The 17,278-nt window shown below is 70.0% G+C and carries 17 protein-coding genes and 1 pseudogene; 7 read left to right on the plus strand and 11 right to left on the minus strand.

Features of this window, described 5'->3' with window-relative positions; genetic code table 11:
• Positions 1-11: 11 nt before the first annotated feature.
• Positions 12-1,319 carry an MFS transporter gene (locus tag MOV08_RS08135; RefSeq protein WP_039630629.1) on the minus strand — a complete coding sequence of 436 codons (1,308 nt, stop codon included), beginning with the start codon at positions 1,317-1,319 and terminating at the stop codon, positions 12-14.
• Between the two features lie 290 nt (positions 1,320-1,609).
• Here MOV08_RS08135 and MOV08_RS08140 point away from each other — a divergent pair, with 290 nt between their 5' ends.
• A complete protein-coding gene (locus MOV08_RS08140; protein WP_039630630.1) occupies positions 1,610-2,407 on the plus strand; it encodes a DeoR/GlpR family DNA-binding transcription regulator in 798 nt (265 codons plus the stop codon).
• Between the two features lie 159 nt (positions 2,408-2,566).
• On the opposite strand, the gene MOV08_RS08145 is transcribed toward MOV08_RS08140, so the two are convergent.
• The 7 genes from MOV08_RS08145 to MOV08_RS08175 form a co-directional block, all read right to left on the minus strand.
• Positions 2,567-3,028: an acyl-CoA thioesterase gene (locus MOV08_RS08145; protein ID WP_275306861.1), complete on the minus strand. Its 462-nt coding sequence runs from the start codon at positions 3,026-3,028 to the stop codon at positions 2,567-2,569.
• A 54-nt stretch (positions 3,029-3,082) separates the two neighbouring features.
• A complete protein-coding gene (locus tag MOV08_RS08150) occupies positions 3,083-3,763 on the minus strand; it encodes an ABC transporter ATP-binding protein (protein WP_275306862.1) in 681 nt (226 codons plus the stop codon).
• On the minus strand, positions 3,747-4,829 hold the full coding sequence (locus tag MOV08_RS08155; protein ID WP_275306863.1) for an ABC transporter ATP-binding protein: 1,083 nt from the start codon (positions 4,827-4,829) through the stop codon (positions 3,747-3,749). The genes MOV08_RS08150 and MOV08_RS08155 overlap by 17 nt, the downstream gene beginning before the upstream one ends.
• Complete coding sequence (locus MOV08_RS08160) at positions 4,826-5,695, minus strand: ABC transporter permease (RefSeq protein ID WP_275306864.1); 870 nt, start codon at positions 5,693-5,695, stop codon at positions 4,826-4,828. The genes MOV08_RS08155 and MOV08_RS08160 overlap by 4 nt, the downstream gene beginning before the upstream one ends.
• Positions 5,688-6,644, minus strand: a complete 957-nt coding sequence (locus MOV08_RS08165; protein WP_420834283.1) for an ABC transporter permease — start codon at positions 6,642-6,644, stop codon at positions 5,688-5,690. Before MOV08_RS08165 ends, MOV08_RS08160 begins: the two co-directional genes overlap by 8 nt.
• A 38-nt stretch (positions 6,645-6,682) precedes the next feature.
• Positions 6,683-8,278, minus strand: coding sequence for an ABC transporter substrate-binding protein (locus MOV08_RS08170; protein WP_275306865.1), 1,596 nt, complete (start codon positions 8,276-8,278; stop codon positions 6,683-6,685).
• Positions 8,279-8,582: 304 nt separating this feature from the next.
• Complete coding sequence (locus MOV08_RS08175) at positions 8,583-9,038, minus strand: hypothetical protein (protein WP_275306866.1); 456 nt, start codon at positions 9,036-9,038, stop codon at positions 8,583-8,585.
• Positions 9,039-9,506: 468 nt separating this feature from the next.
• Between MOV08_RS08175 and MOV08_RS08180 the strand changes: the two genes are divergently transcribed.
• Positions 9,507-9,848: a hypothetical protein gene (locus MOV08_RS08180; RefSeq protein WP_039630641.1), complete on the plus strand. Its 342-nt coding sequence runs from the start codon at positions 9,507-9,509 to the stop codon at positions 9,846-9,848.
• Between the two features lie 108 nt (positions 9,849-9,956).
• Entirely contained in the window at positions 9,957-10,487 is a 531-nt protein-coding gene (locus MOV08_RS08185; RefSeq protein ID WP_039630642.1) for a hypothetical protein, read from the plus strand.
• 167 nt (positions 10,488-10,654) lie between these two features.
• Here MOV08_RS08185 and MOV08_RS08190 read toward each other — a convergent pair.
• Positions 10,655-11,645: pseudogene (locus tag MOV08_RS08190) on the minus strand (IS5 family transposase).
• Positions 11,646-11,764: 119 nt separating this feature from the next.
• On the opposite strand from MOV08_RS08190, the gene MOV08_RS08195 reads away from it, so the two are divergent.
• Positions 11,765-12,594 (plus strand): IS5 family transposase gene (locus MOV08_RS08195; RefSeq protein WP_275311728.1). Its coding sequence is split into 2 segments (ribosomal slippage): positions 11,765-12,101 and positions 12,101-12,594, totalling 831 coding nucleotides; the frame shifts between segments, so codons are not numbered across the junction.
• A gap of 452 nt (positions 12,595-13,046) precedes the next feature.
• Complete coding sequence (locus tag MOV08_RS08200; RefSeq protein WP_275306867.1) at positions 13,047-13,268, plus strand: hypothetical protein; 222 nt, start codon at positions 13,047-13,049, stop codon at positions 13,266-13,268.
• A gap of 198 nt (positions 13,269-13,466) precedes the next feature.
• Here the strand turns inward: MOV08_RS08200 and MOV08_RS08205 are convergent, their stop codons facing one another.
• Positions 13,467-14,468, minus strand: coding sequence for a DNA-directed RNA polymerase subunit alpha (locus tag MOV08_RS08205; RefSeq protein ID WP_275306868.1), 1,002 nt, complete (start codon positions 14,466-14,468; stop codon positions 13,467-13,469).
• A gap of 217 nt (positions 14,469-14,685) precedes the next feature.
• Here MOV08_RS08205 and MOV08_RS08210 point away from each other — a divergent pair, with 217 nt between their 5' ends.
• Positions 14,686-14,907 carry a hypothetical protein gene (locus MOV08_RS08210; protein ID WP_039630648.1) on the plus strand — a complete coding sequence of 74 codons (222 nt, stop codon included), beginning with the start codon at positions 14,686-14,688 and terminating at the stop codon, positions 14,905-14,907.
• A 446-nt stretch (positions 14,908-15,353) separates the two neighbouring features.
• A complete protein-coding gene (gene cspE / locus MOV08_RS08215; protein ID WP_039630650.1) occupies positions 15,354-15,563 on the plus strand; it encodes a transcription antiterminator/RNA stability regulator CspE in 210 nt (69 codons plus the stop codon).
• Positions 15,564-16,017: 454 nt separating this feature from the next.
• Here the strand turns inward: cspE and MOV08_RS08220 are convergent, their stop codons facing one another.
• Positions 16,018-17,247, minus strand: coding sequence for a S1 family peptidase (locus tag MOV08_RS08220; protein WP_275306869.1), 1,230 nt, complete (start codon positions 17,245-17,247; stop codon positions 16,018-16,020).
• Between the last annotated feature and the right edge of the window lie 31 nt (positions 17,248-17,278).

Raw genomic sequence — 17,278 nt, forward strand, 5'->3', positions numbered from 1 at the left:
GCGGGGTCCTTTCACGCCGAGGCCGGGGTGGGGTGCGGCGCGGCGGTGTCCGGGCCGGTGGCTGCCGCTTCCGGTCCGTCCGGCAGTTTCAGGAGGAGGGTGAGGGCGCAGCTCACCGCGTACATCCCCGCGAAGATCCAGACCACCCCTTCGACGCCGAGCGGCCCGACGAAGGCCGCGACGACGGCGGGTCCGACGAAGGTGCTGGCGCCGGCGCCGAGGTTGAGGGCCGCCAGTGCCTGTCCCTTGTGTCGCGGTTCCAGCGAGGGCATCAACGCTGATATCGGTACGTATCCCGCCAGAGTAGCGCCGTAGAACGCGGCGACCAGGAGGGCGAGCGGGAAGTTCGGTCCGGCGGTCGTGGGGACGTAGAACAGCAGCAGGGTGCTCAGGGTGCAGCCGGCGCCGCCGCACCAGGCGATGGTGCGGCGCCAGCCGATGCGGTCGCCGACGACGCCGAACAGCAGGTTGGCGAAGATGTTGGTGGCGAACATGGCGCTGAGCAGGTGCAGCCATTGGGTGAGGGTGAAGCCCACCGTCCTGGTGAAGTGGACCGGCAGGATGACGAAGAAGCCGAACTGCGAGGCGGTGTTGACGACCCGGACGAGGGAGCCGGCGCCGACCCTGGGGTTGCGCCAGAGGATGGTGACGCTGCCGGCGAGGGTCGCCAGCGGCCCCTCCCCCGCGGTCCGTGGGCGGCGGGCGCCGTGCTCGTCGCGGACGAGGAGCAGTGCGATCAGTCCGCCGGCGGCGACGAGGGCCAGCGCGGCCCACAGCGTGGCGTAGGCACCGATGCGCGGGATCAGGCCGCTGGCGACCAGGGAGCCGAGCGTGGGCAGTCCGCCGGTGAAGGCGAACCAGAACCAGCCCATGGCGGTGCCGAGTCGGGCGCGGGGGGCCACTCCGGCGATCCAGACGAGGAAGCCGTAGGCGAAGAGCGGGTAGCCCAGGCCGCGCAGGCCGTAGCCGAGGAGCATCAGGGGGTAGCTGGTGAGCGGGAGGGCGGCGGCGAGGAAGAGGACTTGGAAGGCGGCCCAGGCTGCGAGGCCGGTTCCCATCACGCGGCGGGGGCCCCACAGGTCGGAGAGGACGCCGGAGAGCCAGGCGGCGATGCCCGCGGCGATGCCGTAGACGGTGAAGAGCAGGGCGACCCGGGACTCCGGGATGCCGCGGTCGATGAGGTACGGCGAGAGGTATCCGGACTCGACGCCGTCGCCGATCATGAAGAGGAGGAGCCCGAGGTACCCCCAGGCGAGGGTGGGCGGTATGCCCAGGCGGGTCAGGAGCGCGCGGTGCGCGGGCAGCGGAGGGTTCGTCATCGAAGCTCCCCTTCTTCTGCGGCGGGACGGATGCGGGCGGGTCCGGGCCGGCGGACGGGGGTGGCGGGATCCGCGGGGCCGGTGGACGACGCGGTGATGCAATCGCTCGCGCAAAAGGGGCGTCAAGGGTGGCTGGAATCTTCCCATCGCGGTGGGGAGCGGCCGTGGTGCGTCGGGGCGGAGCCGCATGCGGCGGGCAGGTGCTCCTGGCGCGCCGCGTTACCTTCGTGTGAACATCACGCGACGCGTTCACGCGGGTGACGGTGGCACGAAGCGGAGGGAACGGGGCGATGGACCGGGTCGAGGCCCAGGAGGAACGGCGGCGCCGGATCCGGGAGTCGGTGGTCGCGCGGGGTTTCGTGCGGACCTCGGAGCTGGCCGCGGAGTTCGGGATCAGTCTGATGACCGCGCATCGGGACCTGGACGCGCTGCAGGCGCAGGGCTGGTTGCGGAAGGTGCGGGGCGGGGCGACGGGGCTGCCGTCGGCGCAGTTCCACGGCACGGTCGCGGAGCGGATGGCGACGATGGCGGCGACCAAGCGGTCGCTGGCGCGGGCCGCGGCGGCGCTGTTGGTGCCCGGGCAGACGGTGCTGCTGGACGACAGCACCACGTGTCTGATGCTGGCGCACCAGACGCCCGAGCACGCCCCGCTGACGGTGCTCACCAATTCGCTGCCGGCGATCACCACGCTGGCGCAGGAGCCGGGCATCTCGCTGATCACGCTGGGCGGGGCGTACTTCCCGGCGTACGACGCCTTCATGGGGCTGCACACCGCGGACGCAGTGCGGGCGTATCGGGCCGATGTGCTGTTCCTGTCGACGACGGCGGTCGCCAAGGGCCGCTGCTACCACACCTCGCCGGAGACGGTGCTGGTCAAGCGGGCGATGATGGAGAGCGCGGCGCGCCGGGTGCTGGTCGCCGACCACACCAAGTTCCGCAAGGACGGGTTGTACGCGCTGGCGCCGCTGGCCGACTTCGACCTGCTGATCACCGACGACGGGTTGTCGGCGGAGGAGGTGCGGGCGGTGCGGGCGGCCGGCACGGAGGTGACGGTGGTGCCGACGCGCGGGACGGCGGGCGAGGGCTGAGCCGCGGCGGTGCGCGGCACCGGCCGCCCCGGGGCGCGCAGTGGGTCGGGGCGGCCGGTGCCGGAGCGGTCCCGGAATACCCCGCCCCCGCCCGCCCGTTGTGGCCCCACAGGGGGCGTTCGCTCCCCCTACGGGATCTGTTCGCCCGTCCCCCAGGGGCTACCCCAGCCCCAGCGCCCCGGGGTCGGTGGCCAGTTCCCGCAGGGCGGCTCGGGGGTCCTTGAGGAGTCGGCGTTCGGTGAGGTCGAGGATGCCGCAGGTCGCGGTGATCTCGGCGGCGACCGTGCCGTCGGCCTTGCGCACGGTCTGCTCGATCACGAAGGTCTTCCGCTCGCCCCAGACGAACCGGCAGCTGACCGCGACCTCGTCGCCGGCGCGGAGTTCCCGCAGGTAGCGGATGGTGGTTTCGAGGGTGACCGGGCCGATGCCGCGGGCCAGCAGCGCGGTCTGCGGGATGCCGCCGGCCTGGAGGACGGACCAGCGGGCGTGCTCGGCGTACTGGAGGTAGACGCTCTGGTTGAGGTGGCCCTGGGTGTCGGTCTCGTAGCCGCGGACGGCGATCGGCACGGTGAAGGGCTCGTCCGCGCCGCCCTCTGTCGCCACATGTGCCACTTCGGTCACGATCGCTCCTGTCTTTCCCGTCCGTCACGCGCCGGACCATCGTAGGGGGAACGTTCAGGCCACGCCCGGCATTCCGGTGGCGGCGCCCAGCTCCGCCCAGCCGACGGTGCGGTCGCACCAGCGCTCCAGCAGCGTGCGGTCGTGGCCGACGGCGAGGACGCCGGCGCCGCTCTCCCGGCGGTAGGACTCGACGACGGCGACGAGCGCGGCGGTGGTGGAGGCGTCCAGCATCGCGGTCATCTCGTCGCAGATCAGCCAGCGGGGGCGGAGCACCAGGGCGCGGGCCAGGCAGGCGCGTTGCAGCTGGCCGTCGCTGACCTCGTGCGGGCGGCGGGCGAGCAGGTCGTCGCCGAGGCCGACGAGGGGCGCCAACTCCCGGAGGCGGGTGGGGATCTGGTCCTTGCGGCCGGTGGCGCGCAGCGGCTCGGCGATCGCGTCGGCGAGCCGCAGGCGGGGGTCGGCGGAGAGCCGGGGCTGTTGGAAGAGGACGCCGAAGGCGGTGCGCTGCTCGCGCGGGGCGCGGTGGCGCCAGCCCCGGGCGGGGGTGCCGTCCAGGACGACGGTGCCGGCGTCCGGCCGGTGGAGCAGGGCGGCGACCCGGGCCAGGGTGGATTTGCCGCAGCCGCTGGGGCCGAGCAGGCCGACCGCTTCGCCGGGGGCGAGGGTCAGCGACGCGCCGCGGACGACGGGGGCTCCGCGGTCGTATCCGGCGGTGATGTCACGCAGTTCGAGCACGGTCGGGCTCCCTCTCCGGCGGCACCGGGTGGTGGCAGGCGACGCCGTCGCGCGGCGCGGGGAGCGTCGCGCAGGTCGTGGTGGCGCGGTCGCAGCGGGCGGCGAAGGCGCAGCCGGCCGGCAGGTCGCCGAGTTCGGGCGGCATGCCGGGGATGGGGGTGAAGGCCCGGCCGGGCAGCGCGTCCAGCAGGCCGCGTGTGTAGGGGTGGCGGGGTCCCGGGGTGCCGAAGAACCGCCGGGCTTCGGCGAGTTCGACGATCCTTCCGGCGTACATCACGGCGACCCGGTCCGCGATCCGTTCGGCCGCCGCCAGGTCGTGGGTGATCATCAGCAGTGCGCGGCCGGCCTCGGTGTGTCGGCGGAGTTCGTCGACGGTGCGGTCGACCAGGTCGCGGTCGAGGCCGGTGGTGGGTTCGTCGGCGAGGAGCAGGGGGGCGTCGCCGGCCAGGGCGAGGGCGGTGGCGGCGCGCTGGGCGAGGCCGCCGGAGAGCTGGTGCGGGTGGCGGTCGAGATGGCCGGTCGGGAAGGCGGCGCGTGCGGCGGCGCGCTCCGCGGCCGCCCGCAGCCCCGCTCCGCGCCGGACCCCCGTCAACTCCCTTACCGTTTCCTCTAGTTGGGAGCGCACGGTGCGGACGGGGGTGAGGTGGGCGGCGGGGCTCTGCGGGATCAGTCCGATCCGTCGGCCGCGTACCGACCGGGCCAGTTCGGTCTCGGGGGCGGCGAGCAGTTCGGTGGCGCCGTGGGCGTCGGTCAGCAGTGCGGTGCCGGTGGCCTCGGCGTTGCCGGGCAGCAGGCCGAGCAGTGCGGAGGCCAGGACGGACTTGCCGCAGCCGCTCTCGCCGACGAGGACCAGGCACTCGCCGGGCGCCAGGTCGAAGTCGGCGTCGGTGACCGCGGCGACGGACCGGCCGCCGGGCATCCGGAAGCGGACGGTCAGTCCGCGCACGGCGAGGCGGGGCGGGGCGGTGGCGGCTCCGGGCTCCTCGTCGGTCCCCGCGGGGTGCGTGCCGGTGGTCGGGGCGGGGTTCGGGGCCGGGCTCGGGTCGGGGGTCCGGTGGGCGGTCACAGCGTCAGCTCCGATCGGCGGCGCGGGTTGAGCCGCTCCCGCCAGGCGCCGGCCAGGCCCGCGACGGCGAGGGTGGGGACGATGATGAACAGGCCGGGGAAGAGGGTGGGCCACCAGTCGCCGGCCAGCAGGGAGCTGCGGGCGGCGTTGGCCATGATGCCGAGGCTCGCCTCGTGGGCGGGCAGCCCCAGGCCGAGGAAGGACAGTGCGGACTCGTGCCAGACGGCGTGCGGGACCATCAGGACGGCGGCGAGTCCGGCCTGCGGCAGGACGCCCGGCAGGAGGTGGCGGACGGTCACCCGCCGGCGGGAGGCGCCGCCGGTGAGCGCGGCGTCGAGGTAGGGCCGGGAGCGCAGCGAGAGCACTTCGGCGCGGACGATCCGGGCGGTGGACAGCCAGTGTGTCAGCGCCACCGAGATGATCACCGGCCAGACGCCGGGCCGGAACATGGCGACGATGAAGATGCCGAGCAGCAGGTGCGGCACGGAGGAGAAGAGGTCGACCAGGCGCATCATGGTGCGGTCGGCCCAGCCGCCGAGTGCCCCGGCGAGGGCGCCGACGGCGGTGCCGAGGACCGTGGCGACCAGGGCTGCGACCACTCCGACCAGCAGCGAGACGCGCAGTCCGTAGACGCAGCGGAGCAGCAGGTCGCGGCCGACCTCGTCGGTGCCGAACGGGTGGGCGGCGGACGGTGGTTGGAGTTTGGCGGCCAGGTCGACGGCCTGCCGGTCCAGGGGGAACAGCAGCGGGACGAGGACGACGGCGAGGACGACGACGGCGAGGATCCCGGCGCCGGCGCGGAGTCGGAGGGCGTGTCGCGGAGCGCCGCCGCGCCGGCCGCGGGCGCCGGTGGTGGTGCTAGCCATCGAATCCCACCCTCGGGTCGGCCAGCCCGTAGAGCAGGTCGGACAGCAGGTTGCCGGCGAGGACGGCGGCGGTGGCCAGGACCGTGAGCGCGGCCAGCAGCGGGAAGTCCACGCTGGTGGCGGCCTGGACGGTGGCGGCGGCGATGCCCGGCCAGCTGAAGACGGTCTCCACCAGCAGGGCGCCGGTGATGAGTTCGGGTACCCGGGAGCCGATCAGGGTCAGGACGGGCAGCAGGCCACAGCGCAGCGCGTGGTGGCGCAGTACGGTGCGTTCCCGCAGGCCGCGGGCCCGGGCGCCGCGCACGGGGTCCTCCGTCAGCGCGTCGCCGACGCCCTGGCGGACGTAGAGGACGAACCATGGTAGTTGGGAGGCGGCGAGCACCAGTGCCGGCAGGGCGAGGTGGCGGGCGATCTGGCCGGCGGTGACGAGGTCGGTGCCGGTGTCGGTGAGGCCGCCGGCCGGCAGCATCCCGAGTTTGAGGGCGCCGAACCAGACGGCGAGGAGTCCGAGCCAGTACGGCGGGGCGGCTTCCAGGACGTAGGCGGTGGCGGTGACGGCGCGGTCGAGGGCGCCGCCGCGGCGCCTGGCGGCCAGCACGCCGAGGAGGGTGCCGAGGGTCACGGCGAGGGCGAAGGCCAGGGCGCACAGCAGTACCGACCAGCCGAGGCGTTCGCCGATGACCTGGGAGACCGGGGCGCGCAGGCTCGCGGAGTCGCCGAGGTCGCCGGTGAGGGCGCTGGTGAGCCAGTCCCACCAGCGGGTCAGCAGGGGCCGGTCGACGCCGAGGTTGTGGCGGAGCTGGTCGAGGTTCTCCTGGGAGGCGGTGAGTCCGGCGGTGCCGGCGTAGGCGCGCACCGGGTCGAAGGGCGAGGCAGCGGCGATCGCGAACACCCCGAGGGTGACGGCGAGCAGGACCGGCACGGCGGTCAGGGCCCGCCGTGCCGTCATCCGCGCCATCGGCCCCCAGGGCAGCGTGGAGGGGGCGGTCACTTCGCGGGCTGCCAGTCCTCTGCGTTCCACCAGGGGCCGGAGGCCAGTCCGTGGTCGTGCGGTTCGACCTGGGTGGTGAGGTCCTTCCAGCGGTCGTCGACGACGTAGAGGTGGTCGACGTGGGTGAGGAAGATGTAGGCGGGGTCCTCGGCCAGTTCGCGCTGGACGGTGTCGTAGGCGGTCTTGCGGGTCCGGTGGTCGTCGGTGCGGCGGGCGGCGACGAGTTGGTCGTCTACGGTCTTGTTGGCGTACCGGGACATGTTGTTGAAGCCGTCGCCGGCGAGCGAGGAGTGCAGCAGCAGGTACTGGTCGAAGTCGGGGTCGGCGGGGCTGCCGCCGCCGGCGAGGACGGCGTCCTGCTTCATGTTGGGCTCGATGGCCTCCCAGGTGCCGGACTCGACCTTGGCCTCGATGCCGGCCTTCTTGGCGTCGGAGGCGAAGGCGAGTGCGTGCTCCTGGCGGAGCTTGTCGCCGGAGAGGTACCAGAGGGTGAAGGAGGCGCGTTGTCCGTCCTTGGCGCGGACGCCGTCGGGGCCCGTCTTCCAGCCGGCCTCGTCGAGGATCTGCTGGGCCTTGCCCAGGTCGTGCGGGCGCTCGGTGCCCTTGGCGAACCAGGGGCTGTCGGTGGGCACCGGTCCGTAGGCGGGCTTGCCGGCGCCGCTGAGGATGCCCTTGACCATGGCCTGGCGGTCGACGGCGAGGTCCAGTGCCCGGCGTACGGCGCGGTCGCCGGTGACCGGGTTGGCGCTGGGCAGGGTGACGTTGCGGTAGTCGAAGGTCTTGGCGGCGAGGGTGCGGCGGCCGGTGTCGGACGTGAAGGTGGCGGCGAGTTCGGGCGGCAGGATGGCGCCGTCGAGGTCGCCGGAGCGCAGCCGGGTGGCGCGGATGTCGTCGTCCTTGATGATCGCCATGGTGAGGCGTTTGACCTTCGGCGCGCCACCCCAGTAGTGGGGGTTGGCGGTGAAGGTGAGCTTCTCGCCCTTGGACCACGTGGTGAGGACGTAGGGGCCGGTGCCGACCGGGTGGGTGGTGAAGGGGCCGGTGTTGACGTCCTGCTTGCCGGCGAGGTGTCGGGGGGCGATGGGCAGGACGGTGCGCTCGGCGAACGGCGCGTAGGGGTACTTCAGATGGAAGACGACGGTCCGGTCGTCCTTCTTCTCCACGGTGTCGAGGGCGTCCAGCTCGGCCTTGGAGGCGTTGTTGGTCTTCTCGTCGAGGATGGTGGCGTAGGTGAAGACCACGTCGTCGGCGGTGAAGGGCGTGCCGTCGCTGAACTTCACGCCCGGGCGGAGGGTGAAGGTGTAGGTCCTGCCGCCGTCGGTGACGTCGGGGAGCGCGGCGGCCAGTGCGGGCTTGAGGCGCATCTCGGCGTCGTGGGTGAGCAGCCCGTCGAAGATCTTGGAGTTGCCGTCCTTGCCGTAGCCGAGGAGCGGGCTGAGCGTCTCGGGTTCGTAGGCGATGCCGACGACGGCGGTGTCGGTGGGCTTGGTGCTGCCCCGGCCCTCGTTCGGGGCGGCGCAGGCCGCCGCGGTGAGCGCCATCGTGGCCGCCAGCGCCGTGGCGGCCACTCGCCGTATGGACCGGGACGTCATGCCCACACCCCTCTTGAAGATCGACTGTTGTTGCGAACCGCTCGCATTTGTGCGGTTGCCATTAAACAGTACGGAAAATCTTCGCAATGCAGCGACCTGCACGAACATTCAGGATGACCGTCTGTGCGGCTACTTTGAGGGCTACGTTCGTTCCTGGCCTTGCTTCATAGCTGCATAGCCGTGACTTCACCACCCGGCGCCGTCCGTCAGCGGGGCCCTGGCCGTGGCCACCTCAGCGTAGGCGGCCGGCGGGGGCTCCGCGAAGACCCGCCGGACAGGCCCTAAGCGCGGATGGCGGCCCAGGTCACGTAGCCCCCATCGAAGCCCTCATGCTGGCCGACATCCTCGGCGACTCGGTGCACCAGGTACATGCCGGCTCATCGTCCGGCTCCGGCAGGGTCTGGTCTATTTCGCCAATGGAGATCAGGACATGTGAGCCGTCGTACGAGATGCGTCCGGCGAGGTCGACGCTGACACGATGACGCGCGGTAACGTCAACGAGTTCCGTAAGGACGGCGAGCACAGCCTCACCTAGAGGCACCACCTTCGGCGTCGAGCCGAGCAACGCCGGCAGGACCATCGCCGCGAATCCACGGGCACGTCGCAGCGCCTCGGCCGGACCATGCTCGGGGCCAATCCTGAACTCAAGGGAGTTCTCCTGCCCCAGGATCTGCTGCGGGGCGGGGCTTTCCAGATGCACAGACGTGGTCGACCGCAGGCTGGAAGCCATGAGCATCGGCATGGCGTCGGAGATCGCCATGGCTTGTCCGTCCCGTCGGATGACACGTGGTCGAATATTGGTTCGATACGCGAGAGGGCGCGGAGCGCAAAGAGGGAAGCGCGGCAACGCCCGCTCGTGCGACGACGGAGATAGGCGGAACCGCCGAGGTGGGCGGTTGCCTGAATGATCGACGCCCCTCGTCATGGCAGCACAGGAGGTAGAACAGGCAAAGCAGCCAGTAACCACCCACGGCTAAACGTACTGACCCGAGGCCCATCAAACGGGTTCGATCATGATTCGTCAAACCATCTGTGGCAGGCCGCCACGTACATCCAACGATCGTTGGATCACGGGATAAGGCACGGATAATGGCTCCAAAACCTGCCAAGGAAGACCGACACCACCGTGACCTCACCTCATGCCCAGCGGCAGAGTTCCTTCGCCGCGCGACTGAACCTCCTATTCGAGGCGTGCGCCCCTGAAGACTCCAACAACCCTGGCCGGTACGTGGAGTACAAGAACCAGCAGGTTGCCGACGAGATCAATCGCCGCAACGAAGAAGGCAGCATCACCGCCGAGTACATCCGGCGCCTACGCAGAGAGGACGGGCCCACCCCCTCCATCGAGAAGGCCAGCTACCTAGCAGACTTCTTCAAGGTTCCACTCGACTACTTCCGTCTGCCCTCAGACGCTGCCGAGTCCTCCGCGGTCGTCCAGTCCGTACTCAAGGAACTCAACCGATTCCTCGTGGAACGACGCAAGTCAGATGAAAATGAAGAAAACGAGACACTTCGGGTGCTAGCCCGCTCCGCCCGCGGCCTCTCCCCCAGGGCCAAACCCGCGCCGTGAACTACGTACGCTCGCTGCGTCAGGTCGAAGACATGGAACACGCTGCCGGCACTGCTGACGTGCACTCGTCGCCTGACATCTGACCGAACAGCAAGGTGACTGCCTCCGGTGACACACGCCGACAAACACATCCGCAGCGCGCTTGATGACTTCCCTATTCCCGACCCCCTCACCATTACGAGCCTGTTCGAGGTGGTCCGGTCCCGCTACCCGGGACCAGGTCGCCTGGAACTGTGGCGCGGCGCCCCGCCGCTGACTGGACTTCGGGCCAACGGCTTGTGGTTGACACTGCCTGACCGAGATCTCGACGCCATCTGGGTAGCGCCCGAACTCCACGGCGCCGCAGCGGTCCACACCCTGGCTCACGAAGCAGGCCACATCGCCCTCGGGCACGTCCCCTTCGAGCTGTCGACGCAACCCGAGCCAGAGCCGTACGAATACCTCAGTCCGGAGTTCCTCTCCGGCTCTCTCATCGGCCGGCCACGGTCACAGGACGGCGGGCTAGCCCCAGATGAGGCACGAATCGAGGACGAAGCCGAGCAGTTCGCCTTCGCACTCCGGCGTACCGCGGCCGATCAGGCTCACGCACGCCGCTTCCAGAGTGATCCTCTCCTGGACCGGCTGCACCACAGCCTTTGACCGTTCTCGCCCGCCCCTGATCCTGGAACATCCTCAAGTGCCCGAAAACATCGTCGATGTCCTGTCGACCATCGCCCCATGGGTCGTCGTCCTCCGAATACGCGCCCGGCCCCGAACTCCCGGCCAGCGTGCTCTTCTGGGGACCTTCATCGCCCTAGGGGCTGTCTTCAGTTGCGATCAACGGCCCGCGTCAGGCTGCTGATCCAGATGGTTGCTGCGCGGAGATGGAGTGCGGCGAGGTAGCTCTCGGGCGTCTTGTCGTAGCGGGTGGCGATGCCTCGCCAGTCCTTCATCCTGTTGATCGCCCGCTCAACCGTGTTGCGTTCGCGGTAGAGATTGGTGTCATGGGTGACAGGTCTGCTGCCCCGGTTGCCTTTCTTCTTGCGGTGCGCGGCCTGATCTTTCTTCTCCGGGATGACTGCCCTGATGTGGCGTTTGCGCAGGTGAGCTCGGTTGGCCCGGGAGGAGTATGCCTTGTCGCCGGCCACGGCAGCGGGCCGGGTGCGGGGACCACCGACCGGCAGGCGGATGCGCACCTTCTTCAGGACGGGGATGAACTGGGGGCTGTCTGCGGCCTGCCCGACGGTCAGGAGAAGTGCATCGGCCGGCAACGTCGGTCGGCGGCCAGGTGGATTTTGCTGGTCAGCCCGCCGCGGGACCGGCCGAGCAGGGCGGCTGTCAGCCGGGCCCGCCGTCGGCGCCGGATGCGTCGCCGCTCGGCGCGGGCAGGGTCGCTCTCGCCGTCCCGCCCGCCTTGTTCCTCGCACGCTCCCCCTTGTGTGAGGCTGCCTCCTCAAGTGCGGCCAGGGTCTCCTCGCTGACCCGCATGCCGGCCGCATCGTGATGAGCCCGCGCCGTGGTGGAGTCCACGCCGACCAGGGAGATATCGATCTCGTCCCTGCGGGCGGCCTCCGCAATCGCCCCTTCGAGCAGGGCCTGGAAGACGCCCGCGTCCCGCCATCACATGAAGCGGTTGTAGACCGTCTGCCAAGCACCGAACCGCCCAGGCATCTCCCGCCACCGGCTGCCGGTCCTAAACCGCCACATCACCCCCTCGAACTGCTCACGCAGCCGCGCGGGATACGGACCGAACCCGCCGATCGGCAAGAACGGCCCGATGAACTCCCACTCCTCATCGGCCAGTTGCGCACACGTCACACCACACTCCTACCGGACCGGCACCCTACCCGGGGACCAAACCCAATTTTGATCACAACCGAAGACAGGTCCTAGGGCGCGTCTTCAAATGATCTTGAGTGGTGGATCATGGTTGGGTGATACGTCGTCATGAACTGTCCGATGCCGAGTGGGAGTTTGTCCGGCCCTTGTTGCCTGAGTCGTTGCGGGGCAGGAAGCGGCTGGACGATCGGACCGTGCTCAACGGGATCGTGTGGAAGTTCCGTACCGGCACGGCTTGGCGTGATGTCCCGGAGCGGTATGGACCGTGGGCCACGCTGCACACCCGTTTTCGCAGGTGGGCCCTGGACGGCACGTTCGAGCGAATGCTGCGGGAGGCCCAGGCGAGGGCGGACGCGGCCGGGGACATCGACTGGCTCGTGTCGGTGGACTCCACCGTGGTCCGCGCCCACCAGCACGCTGCCGGGGCCCGAAAAGGGGGCTGCGCGAGCCCGCACTCGGACGGTCCAGGGGCGGTCTGACCAGCAAGATCCATCTGGCGTGCGACGCCCTGGGCCGCCCGCTCGCCTTCACTGTCACCAGTGGCAACACCAACGACTGCACCCAGTTCACCGCCGTGATGGAGGCGATTCGGGTTCCCCGGGTCGGTCTCGGACGGCCACGGGTCCGGCCCGCCCACGTCCTGGGCGACAAGGGCTACAGCTCGAAGGCCATCCGCGCCTGGCTCCGGCGGCGCGGCATCGGCCACACCATCCCCGAACGGGCCGACCAGATCCGTAACCGGCTCAGGCGCGGCAGCCGGGGCGGACGCCCGCCGGCCTTCGACAGGCAGCTCTACAAGCAGCGCAACGTGGTCGAACGCTGCTTCAACCGGTTGAAGCAATGGCGTGGCATCGCCACCCGCTACGACAAAACCGTCGAGTCCTATCAAGCAGCCGTCACCCTCGCATCGCTCCTGATGTGGGCGTGACATTTGAAGACAACTCCTAGCGGTCGGCGCGACCCTTCGCCTCCACGTCGTCGACGCATGGCTGGCCAAGATCACCGGTGTCTGCGACGCCGCCATGCTGCCCAAGCATCTGATGGTGATGCTGTGCTGCCTCCTGTTGATCGGCTGGGTGGACTCCATCGTTCCGCCGCAAGCGTCGGAGCCTGCCTGGCGCCGGTGGTTCCGGCTCAAAGCTCGCATGATCCTCGGGGCCTTCACCGGCGACGCCGCGATCTGTCTGTTCCCTGGCACCTCGCCATCCATCGTCGCGCCAGACGGTTCCACCGACTTCACCGGAGCCCAGCACAGCAATCTCGTGGGCACGCTCTACATGGTCGTTTACCTCCTGCCCCCTGGCCGTCGCTTTGGTGATGTCCGCGGTCTTGTGTCGGACGGCCGCCCGCCGCACGGACCACTTTCTGCTTCGCCAGTGCATGAGGCTGATGTCGGCCGGTTGCTGGGTCGGGGCTACCTGCCCGATCTATCTCGGCGTCGGCCTGATGAACTGGTCCGAAAACATCAACCAGCGCGCCTTCCACCTCAGCGGTTCCCTCATCCAGGCGGCCGCCATCCTCTTGGTGGTCCTCGGCAGCAGCGTTACTGCGGTTTTCGGCGTGAAGTCGTCACCAACGACTTCACGCCGAAAACCGCAGTAGCTTCCACGGCTCCTCTGTGTCCTGCGACATGGCCATGACCCGCAGCTGTGCCCGGGACACTTCGACGGCTATCCAGCCCCGACCGTGGCCATGTCCGGCATCGCCCTGACGACGCTCACCGACCTGCTCATCACTCAGCCCCCCAACACCCGTTGGCACCAAAGGAGCCAGGTGCGGTCGTACCCGGCACTCTGTTCACTACTGCTCGGTCTCCACGAAACCTGCATCCGCACCGAAGGCAGCGGCGGTCGGGTCGAACCCGGGCGGACTGTCCCTGAGAGCCAGGTCCATGCCGGCCAGCTTCGCCTTGACCTCGTCGATCGACTTTGCACCGAAGTTGCGGATGTCCATCAGGTCCGCCTCGGAGCGCGCCACGAGCTCACCCACGGAGTGGACGCCCTCACGCTTGAGGCAGTTGTACGACCGAACGGTGAGCTCCAGCCCCTCGATCGGCAGCGCCAGGTCGGCAGCCAGAGCGACGTCCGTCGGGGACGAGCCCATGTCGATGCCTTCGGCTTCGGTGTTCAACTCGCGGGCGAGACCGAAGAGTTCGACCAGCGTCTTGCCGGCCGAGGCCACGGCGTCGTGCGGACGCATCGCCTGCTTGGTCTCGACGTCGACGATCAGCTTGTCGAAGTCGGTGCGCTGCTCGACACGCGTGGCCTCGACCTTGTAGGTGACCTTGAGGACCGGCGAGTAGACGGAGTCGACCGGGATCCGGCCGATCTCCTGGCCGGCCTGCTTGTTCTGCACGGCGGAGACGTAGCCGCGACCGCGCTCGACCGTCAGCTCCATCTCCAGCTTGCCCTTGCCGTTGAGCGTGGCGAGGACGAGGTCGGGGTTGTGCACCTCGACACCGGCCGGGGACACGATGTCGGCGGCGGTGACCAGACCCGGGCCCTGCTTGCGCAGGTACATCACGACCGGCTCGTCGTGCTCCGAGGAGACGACCAGTTGCTTGATGTTGAGGACCAGGTCGGTGACGTCCTCCTTGACGCCCGGAACGGTGGTGAACTCGTGCAGGACGCCGTCGATGCGGATACTGGTGACGGCAGCGCCGGGGATCGACGACAGGAGAGTGCGGCGGAGGGAGTTGCCGAGGGTGTAGCCGAACCCCGGCTCCAGCGGCTCGATCACGAACCGGGAGCGGAACTCGTCGACGACCTCTTCGGTCAGTGACGGACGCTGAGCAATCAGCACGAGGTATTGCCTCCAGTGTTTGGCGCCCGCTATGTGACGCCGTAGACACCACGAACAGTACGGGCGGTTCGGCCTCCAATGGGGCCGAACCGCCCGTACCCGCCCGTCTGCTGCCAGCCGGCAGGCTCAGCTCCTCCCGGAGTGGACTCCGACGATCAGCTACCCCTGCCCCTGAAGGCCACCCACCAGCGCAGTCCGTAGGTGCATACTGAGGGCAATGACAAAGCCTGCTGCACCGAAGCGTCATTTGCCCACCAGCCCCTTCAAAGCACCGGCCACCCCGACTCCCAAGCACTTCGCCGTGGGCGACCAGGTCACACACGACATGTACGGCCTCGGCCGGGTAACCGGCATCGAGGACGGAATCGCGGCGCTCGTGGATTTCGGCTCGGCGCAAATGCGGATCTTGAGCCCGTACACCACGATGACCAAGCTGTAGGACCGCTGCGCCCCGTCACGGCACGCCAGGCCCCTCTCAGGGACCTACACACAAGGGATACGTCTCATCGATCTGACGTCGCTGTTCTCCGCCCCGGAGGGGCAACCCCGCCGCACCGTTACGGCATCGCCGCCTCCGACGACAAACCCCTTCCAGGCCCCGGACTTCGGGGAAGACGAGACCTTCCTGCTTGAGGATGTGCAGCGGACCACCTCGGGCACGCGTACCGCGCAATCCCAGGCAGCGTAGCTCCCACGAGAGCGGTGGTTTCGGCGGCTAGTTGTAGGGCGTGTCCGGCAGGTCGTGGGCCTGTTCTGATGCGTCACACTCGGTGGTCAACTGCTCTATCCGGCCAGGATGCACGAAGATCCTTCCCGTCTGGGCGGACTTCCGGAAAGGATGTTCAGCCAGACCCACACGCTGTCAGCACGACTGAAGGAGTACCCATGGCAAAGCTCAAGGGCCAGGTGAAGTGGTTCAACGAGTCGAAGGGATTCGGCTTCATCACGCCCGCTGACGGCAGCAAGGATGTCTTCGTGCACTTCTCCGCGATCCAGGGCAACGGCTTCAAGACCCTCGCCGAAGGGCAGAACGTCGAGTTCGAGATCCAGGACGGTCAGAAGGGCCCGTCCGCAGTCAACGTCACCGCGATCTAGGAACGTCGGGCGCGAGCCGGCCCTGCTTCCGGCGCGGGTTGAGGTGAAACTGCGACGCTGCCTCAACCCGCCGGACGCGCAGGTGGACGGCCAGAGCACAACCATGACCCTGGACATCGGGGTGCAGCAGGAAGCCCCATAAGCCCTGGTCCATCCCGTGGTTCAACCCGCGAACACGCGGCTGCAGTCGTCTGATCTCTGCGAGGCCGGGGCGACTCCGGTCGGTCTCCCATGGCTACTTCCATGGCTACCTACGTAGCCGTGCGGTCAGGTTTGAACCGGTGTGGAACGGGGCCCGGCGGCCCCCTCTTTCCTGCCGAGATGGGCACCTGACCAGCGTTTTCGCCGGCCGGGGCCCACTCGGGTGGGCGAGTACACCTATACAGTACGTAAAGGTGTGGTCATGAACCGGTCCGAGGTGGCCCTGGTGCGCTAAAAGCACACGGGCCGGAGGTCACGGGGTGCCGGTCACCAGCTTCAGGTCCCACTTGCGCAGCGGCCCGTCGATCGGCTGGAAGATGGTGACGGTGTCCCCGCCGACGTCGCAGGTCGCGGCGCCGCCGCCGGAGTGCACGCCCACCGCCCTCGGGGCGCCGGGCTGGCTGACGTAGGAACCGCCCGAATCCCCGGCCGCCGAGCAGGCGTTGGTGAAGGACAGCCCGGAGATGACGGTGCTGCCGTAGTCCACGGTCTGGTCGGTGCGGGTGATCTCGCCGCAGTGCCAGCCGCTGGTCTGGCCGGAGTGGCAGATCGACGTCCCGACGATGCCCTCCTGGGAGCCGGTGACGGTGACCGGGCTGCCGCCCTGCCCCCGCACCTCGGGGCTCACCTGCCAGCCCGGCTGGTCCACCGCCACCAGGCCGAAGTCGCCCGCGTAGCCGTTGACGCTGAGCTTCCCGCCCTTGTTGGAGGTGCCGATGCGGCTGCCGTCCCTGCCGTACGCGGGCTGGTTGGCCTTCAGCGTGCAGTGACCGGCGGTCACGAAGCCCTGGAAGTGGTGGGGTCCGGTCACCGAGAAACCGATGGAGCAGATGCCGTCGGTGCCCGGCATCCAGCGGTCGCCGCCGATGATCGTGCCGCCGCCCTGCTGGCGCGGCGCCTGGTCGCTGCGCTCGACGGTGACCGGGACCCGCGAGCGGACGGCGATCTGCCGCGCGGTGCTCTCGAAGCCGGCGGTGCGGGTGGTGCGCGTCGCGCGGTCGACCCGCACCACCACCCCGTTGGCGCGCTCGTCGATGCCCCAGCCGGTGACGCCCGGGATGCCGCGGCCGGCCCGATCGGCGATCTGCCGCACCACGCCCTGGAGCGTCGCCCGGCTGTGCCGGACGCTCTTGGGCACCGCCCCCAGGGACCGCACCCGTTGGGCGTCGGCGGGTCCGGTCACGGCGACGACGAGCCGGCCGAGTGCCTTGTCGAACCACATCCCGGCGGGCGGCGCGGCCAGCGCCCGGCGCACCGCGAGGGCGGTGTGCTGCGCCTCGGCCTCCTGCGCGAGCCGGGTCCGGGCCTGGGACGGGGACAGCCCGAGGTCCCGGCGCATCGCGTCGAGCATGCTGCGTTGCGCGGGCTGCGGGCTGGGGTCGGACTGCGGCAGGGCCCGCGCCGGGCCGTTCGGGGTGACGGCCGCCACCAGGGCGGTCGCGGCCGCGCCCCACAGGGCGGCCTTGGGAATGCGCCGTTGCATCGGGGTCTCCTCGTGGTGTCGAGTACACGTC

Origin of the sequence: Streptomyces yunnanensis (genome assembly GCF_029011865.1) — a bacterium.
GTDB lineage: Bacteria > Actinomycetota > Actinomycetes > Streptomycetales > Streptomycetaceae > Streptomyces > Streptomyces yunnanensis.